We start from the raw sequence: 6,564 nt of genomic DNA on the forward strand, positions 1-6,564 counted from the left end.
CGATAGCCCTCTCCCCTCCGGGGAGAGGGCAGGCGAGCGCAGCGAAGTCGGGAGAGGGGAAGTGCGGGGCGGTCGCGAGACACACTGCCCCTCTCCCCGAGGGGGAGAGGGAGTAAGGGCGGCCCTCGGGACCGCAACCGCAGCCTTAGCCGGTACCTCGCAAACCCCAAGGCTCGACGCAGAACTGTTGATGGCTCACGCGCTCGGCATCACGCGTGAGAAACTGCTCCTCAGCCATCTCGATAGCGACACGCCGGCAAGCTTCGCGCCGCTCGTTACCCGCCGCCTCGCGCATGAACCGATCGCCTATATCACCGGCACACGCGCCTTCTGGACGATCGAGTTGCTTGTCGGTCCCGGCGCGCTGGTGCCGCGCGCCGATAGCGAGACATTGATCGAGGCGGCGGTCGAGCATTTCGGCGATGATCTCGCGCCGCTGCGCATTCTCGATCTTGGCACTGGGCCGGGCACTTTGTTGCTCGCCGCGCTCGACCAATGGCCCGAGGCGCATGGGCTGGGTGTTGATGCCTCCGGTCAGGCGCTGGGTTACGCCCAGACAAATGCGGAAGCGCTCGGCGTGACGGATCGTGCGATATTCCGCGCCGGCAACTGGGCCGAAGGATTGAAGGGGGAGTTCGACCTGATCCTCGCCAATCCGCCCTATATCGCTACGGACGACGACCTTCCCGCCGAGGTGCGCGACCATGAACCGGCGGGCGCGCTGTTTGCCGGGCCGGACGGGCTTGACGATTATCGCGTCATCGCGCCGCAACTCCGGGCGCTGCTGGCGCCCGGTGGCGCTGCGATCCTGGAGATCGGCATGAGCCAGGCCGAGGCGGTCAGCGCGCTGCTTGAGGCGCAGGGCTTTGCCGTCGCGCTGCGCCACGATCTCGCCGGGCACCCGCGTGCGCTGGTCGCGACTTGAACCGGTCATAATCAAGACACATATTTCCGCTTGGAGATTGACGCGCCAGCCGCTATTGAACGGGGAGGGGCACGCGCTTTCACCATAACTGGTTGAAAACGGGCTGTTGCCCATCTCCTTCGTCATCGCACCGCTGCAGTCCGGCGGTCGGGACAGGCTCGTTTCGCCGAAGGTCGGCGAGCACGGGCCAAGGAGCATTGCATCCACATTGTTGCGGAGCACGACCAGGTTGGTTTCGAAGGACAGGACAACAGCACTTGATTAATAATAATCGTCAGGCCGGCCGCCGTCGCGGTCGTGGCGGGCAGCAACAGCGCCCGCAGGGTAATTCGGGCCGCCCGGATAACGGCAACCGTATCGACAACCGGGCGCGCGGCAACGCGAGCCAGCTGCTCGAGAAATACAAGACGCTGGCGCGCGACGCACAGATGCAGGGCGACCGCGTCAACACCGAATATTATCTGCAGTTCGCGGACCATTATTTCCGTGTGCTCGCCGAAACGCGTTCGCGCTTCGAGGACAATCGCCGCCAGAATGGTGGCGCGGCGTTCGATGAGGACGAGCAGGAATATGACGATGACGGCGAGCCCGTCGCTCGCGTCGAGCAGCGTCCGCCGGAGCGCCAGAACCAGGGCTATGCCCAAGGTGGCGGCCAGAACGGCAACGGTCAATATGACGACGACCGCCGTCCGGCGCGGGGCAATGCCAATGGCAACAACGGCGATAACGACCGTGGTGATCGGCCCGAGCGTGCCGACCGTTATGTCCGCGACGATCGCGGCGACAATAACGACCGTGCTGATCGTCAGAACGGCGATCGCCCGCAGCGTCAGGCCAATGATCGGTACGAACGCAACGATCGCCCGAACAGTGATCGCTCCAATAACGATCGGCCCAATAACGATCGTCAGGGCAACGATCGTCAGAACAATGATCGCCTGGGCAATGACCGGGGCGGCAATGAGCGTGTAAATCGTCCGAGCTATGCACAGGACGACGAAGGCGCTGCTCCGGTTCGCCGCGAAGAGCGTGCGCCGCGTCTGGAGCGTGCTCCACGGCCGGAACGCGCACCTCGCCAGGACGCCGTGCCGCGTCAGGAAGAAATGGTCCAGCCCGAAGCGGCGCCGCAGCAGGAAGAGCCCAAGCGTCGCGGTCGTCCGCGGCGTGAGGTGCCGGCCGAGAGTCGAGCCGATGCGCCCGTTTTCGAGGCAGACCGTCTGCCGCCGTCGCTGGGTATCTCGGCGATCGTGCCCGATGCCGAGCCGGTGGCCGAGAAAAAGCCCCGCGCGCGCCGTGTACGGCCGGCAGCGGACGAATCGACCATCGCCGAGTGATCGGCTGATCGATCGAAGCGGTAAAAGGCCGGCCCGGTAACCACCGGGCCGGCCTTTTCCGTTTCAGGTCACAGACTTGCCGTTGACCTGTCACGTTTGCCGTCTAGCATGACCGGAATAGGCTAGGGGGAGAGTGATGATGCGGTACTGGATCGGCGCGGTCTTGGCCTTGATTCCATGCGTAGCCACGGCGCAGACGGCACCCAAAACCGCCCAGGGCGATGTCGCGTTGACGATCTATTCCAACGGCGTCGCGCTGATCCAGGACACGCGCCAGATCAATCTGCCGTCTGGCGTGTCGCGGCAGGATTTCGCCGATGTCTCGAGCAGCATCCGTCCCGCCACGGTGCGGCTCAGTGCGGAGGGCACGGAAATCGTCGAGCAGAATTACGATTATGACCTCCTCAGCCCCGAAGCACTGATGGACAAGGCGGTCGGCCAGACGGTCACGCTGCTGCGCACCAATCCGGCGACCGGCGTCGAGACGCGCGAAGCAGCCAGGGTGCTCGCGTCGAACGATGGCGTCGTGCTACAGATCGGCAATCGCATCGAGGTGCTGCGCGAAGACGGCCTGCCGGTTCGCGTGCTGTTCGATTCGCTCCCGCCCAACTTGCGCGCACGCCCGACCCTATCGGTGACGCTCGACACCAAGGCGGGCGGGGCGCGTCCGGTGACGCTCAGCTATCTGTCGGGCGGCTTTGGATGGAGCGCGGACTATGTCGCACTGTTCGACGAGGCGAAGCGCACGATCGACGTGCAGGGCTGGGTGACATTGCGCAACAATGACGACGTCACCTATTACAATACCGATACGGTGCTCGTCGCCGGCAACCCCGGCAAGGGCGGCAATGGCAATGGTGGCAACCCGGGCCTGGCGCCGGATAGTCAGGCCGGCACCGAAACGGCGGCGCGCGCAAAACTCGGCGATTATTATCTCTACCCGCTGAAGAATCGCACCACGATCGCCGCCAACCAGCAGAAGCAGGTCAGCTTTCTCAGCGTCTCGGCGGTCCCAGCGCGCAAGGCCTATGAATTCCGCAACGGCTGGCTTGGTGCCGCGAACGACCCGCGCAGTGCCGCTACCGTGCTCAACTTCTCGAGTTCGGCCAAGGGCGGTCTTGGCGACGCGCTCCCGGCCGGCACGGTGCGCGTCTATGTTCGCGACGCGAAGGGTCAGCCGCAGTTCATCGGCGAGAATGCGATCGGGCATACGCCGATGGGATCGAGCCTTGCGCTGAAGACGGGCGAGGCGTTCGACGTCAAGGTGAAGCCGGTGGTGACATTGCGCGAACGCGCCGGCAAGGCGCGCTGGAAGACCGGCATGACTTATACCCTGACCAATGCCCGTCCCGAGCCGGTGACTGTCGACCTGATCCAAGCCGGGCTCGGCAGTGGCTGGGAAGATACCAAGATTTCCGGGGAAAGTCAGCCGAGCGAGCGCCGCTCCGCGGACGAGGCGGTGTGGCAGGTCGTCGTCCCAGGCAATGGCGAGGCGACGCTGACCGCCACGTTCGACACACGCTACTGATCCGGTGCCGGTGATGCGTGCTGCGGGATTCCGATCGACGGGCGGTCTGGGCCGGGCACTCGCGCGCTGGGTAGTCGCGCTGTGGGCAACGATCGCGCCGGCCGGCGCGCAGGAAATCGTCACGTCCCCCGCCCCCGAAAGCGTATCGGTCACGCTCTATCGCGCGCCAAATCGCGCTGCCGATGACGCGATCGACAAGAATGATCCCGAAGGTTTTGCGCTGATCACCGAAACCCGCACGATCCTACTCCCGGCAGGTCGCGCGACGATCCGCTTCGAAGGCGTGGCGGGCAATATCTTTGCCGAAACCGCGATCGTGTCGGGCCTGCCGCAGGACGTCGCCGAAAAGAATCTCGACGCCGACCTGCTCAGCCCGCGCAGCTTGTACGACCGTGCGCTCGGCCGACGGGTGATGATCCGTCGCACCGATCCGGCCACCGGCAGGGTGCGTGAGGAACAAGCGACGATCCGTTCGGGCGCTGGCGGCGCGGCGGTTCTGCAGCTTGCCAACGGCATCGATGCGCTCGGGTGCAGCGGCTTGCCCGAGGCGCTGGTCTATGACGGCGTGCCCGATGGCCTGTCGGCCAAACCGACACTGTCGGTCCTGACCGACAGTGCGACCGCGCGGACGGTGACGCTGACGCTATCCTATCTTGCCGGCGGGTTCGACTGGCAGGCCGACTATGTCGTGCAGATGCGGCCCGATGGGCGCGGCGCCGATCTGTTCGCCTGGGTGACGCTGGCATCGAGCGATGTGACGAGTTTCGTGAATGCCGGCACGCAGGTGATCGCAGGCAAGCCCAATCGCGAATCGGATTGGAGCGACTTCGGCAATGTTCGTGGCGGTCGTCTCGATCTCAAATGCTGGCCGCTCCCGCGCCGCGAAGTTTCTGGGGGGGGCGTGCCACCACTGCCTCCTCCCCCGCCGCCGCCGCCCATGGCTATGATGGCGCCGGAAATGGCGCAGGATATCGTCGTGACCGGTGCAGTCAGGACGGTCCAGGAAGAACTCGGCGATTTCAAACTCTACCGGATTGCCGACCCGGTCACCATTGCGTCCAGAGCGCAGAAGCAGGTGGCCTTTCTGTCGAAACAGGCGGTGCCGCTGGCCGCGATCTATGTCAGCGACATCTGGGAGGACAATGGCGGTAACCCGGTGCTGACCCTGCGCGCAAAGAATCGTGCCGCCGAGGGACTCGGCGTGCCGCTCCCCGCCGGCCAGGTCGCGGTGTTCGAGAATGCCGGAAGCCGCCCGATCCTGATCGGCGAGAGTTCGACCGATGATAAGGCGGCCGGCGAGGATGTCGAATTCAAGCTCGACGAGACCGTCGGGGTCGCCGCCGATATCGACACGATCAAGGAGAACGATCGTACCGCAACGTACGCGTTGAGTGTCACCAACGCCAATCCCTGGCCGGTCGCTTATGAGGCAAAGATCGGCGCGCCCGGCGGCGCCAGGGTCGATGGTGTCGGAGCAAAACTCGGCAAGCGCGACGGCAAGACGATCTGGACGAAGACGATCCCGGCCAATGGCGCGGCCAGGCTGACCTATCGGATCAAGCAAGCCAGATAGGGCGGCCACCCCGATCGGGCGGTCAATCGATATCGTCGACCGACTCGTCATGCCCACTGCCCGAACTGAGAAACGCCAGGCCCATCAGCGCGGCGGCAAGCATCACCGATCCGCCGACCCCGCCAATCGTCGCGAGGATCGCGATCCAGCCGAGCGGACCATAGAAATGCTCCAGCCCTACGATCGCGATCGCAATGACCAGCGCCGTTGCCAGGCCCATCCACAACAGGCTGCGACGGAACCGCGCCCATGCGAAAGCGGCATATTCGGGATCGTCGAGGCCATTGGGCTTGGTCATGCTTGCGCTTTGCCTCGCAAAGGTGGAATCCTCAACCACCTCGGAAGACTCGGGACAGACGGGCGGCGGGCAAAGAGGAGACGGAACATGACGATCGCGGCGATCCTGGGCGGCAAGGGCCGCGATGTGGTATCGATGACGACGGATCAAAGCGTGCGCGAGGCGGTTGCCTTGCTGGCGCAACGACGCATTGGTGCGGTGCCGGTGATGGAAGGCACGACCGTTGTCGGCATCTTTTCGGAACGCGACGTTATTCATGGGCTCGAAGCGCATGGCGCCGCCGCGCTCGATGCGAAGATCGGCGATGTGATGACGTCGCCGGCGATCACGGTCGGGCCGTCGGAAGCGGTGATCGGCGCACTGTCGCTGATGACACGGCGGCGCATTCGCCATTTGCCGGTGATCGAGAATGGCCTGGTGATCGGCGTGGTGTCGATCGGCGATCTGGTCAAACACCGTATCGACCGGATCGAGGCCGATGCCGAGGCGATGCGGAGCTATATCCAGTCGGCCTAGGCGGAAGGCTCCGCGAGCGGTTGTTTGCGCACGATCGCGATCAGTTCGCGCACGACACCCCGCGCGAACAGCATCAGCCAGCCGCCATAGACGATCGCCCCGGTGACCACGAGAATCGCGAGGCGCGGCAGCGGGGCCATCGGCGGCAGTGCGGCATCGACCAGCCGCACGACCAGGGCCATGCCGACCGCCGCGAACAAGGCGGGCGCGACAGCCTCGGCGAGGGCCGATACCGACGTCCCGATCACCGGTAACGTGCGCCACATGCTGATCGCGAGGTAGAGTGGATAAGCCGCGATCCATGCCCAGGCGAGGCCGGCCGCGCCCCAGCGCACGCCGATCATGAAGGCAATCGACAGCAATACTGCACCGACCGCGCCGTTGCGCACA

7 protein-coding genes (1 of these 7 running past the window's edge) are annotated in these 6,564 nt (G+C 65.1%); 5 read left to right on the top strand and 2 right to left on the bottom strand.

Annotation, left to right across the window (positions count from 1 at the left end):
• The first annotated feature begins 61 nt into the window (after window positions 1-61).
• The 4 genes from prmC to G4G27_RS21275 all read left to right on the top strand — a co-directional run bounded on the left by prmC (window position 62) and on the right by G4G27_RS21275 (window position 5,360).
• Window positions 62-925, top strand: coding sequence for a peptide chain release factor N(5)-glutamine methyltransferase (gene prmC / locus G4G27_RS21260; RefSeq protein ID WP_244624447.1), 864 nt, complete (start codon window positions 62-64; stop codon window positions 923-925).
• Between the two features lie 257 nt (window positions 926-1,182).
• Window positions 1,183-2,259 (top strand): DUF4167 domain-containing protein, encoded by a 1,077-nt coding sequence (locus G4G27_RS21265; protein ID WP_244624448.1) that lies wholly within the window; start codon window positions 1,183-1,185, stop codon window positions 2,257-2,259.
• A gap of 139 nt (window positions 2,260-2,398) precedes the next feature.
• Window positions 2,399-3,787 carry a DUF4139 domain-containing protein gene (locus G4G27_RS21270; protein WP_183113948.1) on the top strand — a complete coding sequence of 463 codons (1,389 nt, stop codon included), beginning with the start codon at window positions 2,399-2,401 and terminating at the stop codon, window positions 3,785-3,787.
• A 13-nt stretch (window positions 3,788-3,800) separates the two neighbouring features.
• Window positions 3,801-5,360: a hypothetical protein gene (locus tag G4G27_RS21275; protein WP_183110484.1), complete on the top strand. Its 1,560-nt coding sequence runs from the start codon at window positions 3,801-3,803 to the stop codon at window positions 5,358-5,360.
• A gap of 22 nt (window positions 5,361-5,382) precedes the next feature.
• Here the strand turns inward: G4G27_RS21275 and G4G27_RS21280 are convergent, their stop codons facing one another.
• Window positions 5,383-5,658, bottom strand: a complete 276-nt coding sequence (locus G4G27_RS21280) for a hypothetical protein (protein ID WP_183110485.1) — start codon at window positions 5,656-5,658, stop codon at window positions 5,383-5,385.
• Window positions 5,659-5,745: 87 nt separating this feature from the next.
• On the opposite strand from G4G27_RS21280, the gene G4G27_RS21285 reads away from it, so the two are divergent.
• Window positions 5,746-6,174: a CBS domain-containing protein gene (locus tag G4G27_RS21285; RefSeq protein ID WP_183110486.1), complete on the top strand. Its 429-nt coding sequence runs from the start codon at window positions 5,746-5,748 to the stop codon at window positions 6,172-6,174.
• Here the strand turns inward: G4G27_RS21285 and G4G27_RS21290 are convergent.
• On the bottom strand, window positions 6,171-6,564 hold the end of the coding sequence (locus tag G4G27_RS21290; protein WP_183110487.1) for a lipopolysaccharide biosynthesis protein. The gene runs 1,097 nt beyond the window's last position; 394 of the gene's 1,491 nt are visible here — the last part of the coding sequence; its start codon lies beyond the right edge, outside the window; the stop codon is at window positions 6,171-6,173. The genes G4G27_RS21285 and G4G27_RS21290 overlap by 4 nt on opposite strands.

Source organism: Sphingomonas sp. So64.6b (genome assembly GCF_014171475.1).
Lineage (GTDB): Bacteria > Pseudomonadota > Alphaproteobacteria > Sphingomonadales > Sphingomonadaceae > Sphingomonas > Sphingomonas alpina_A.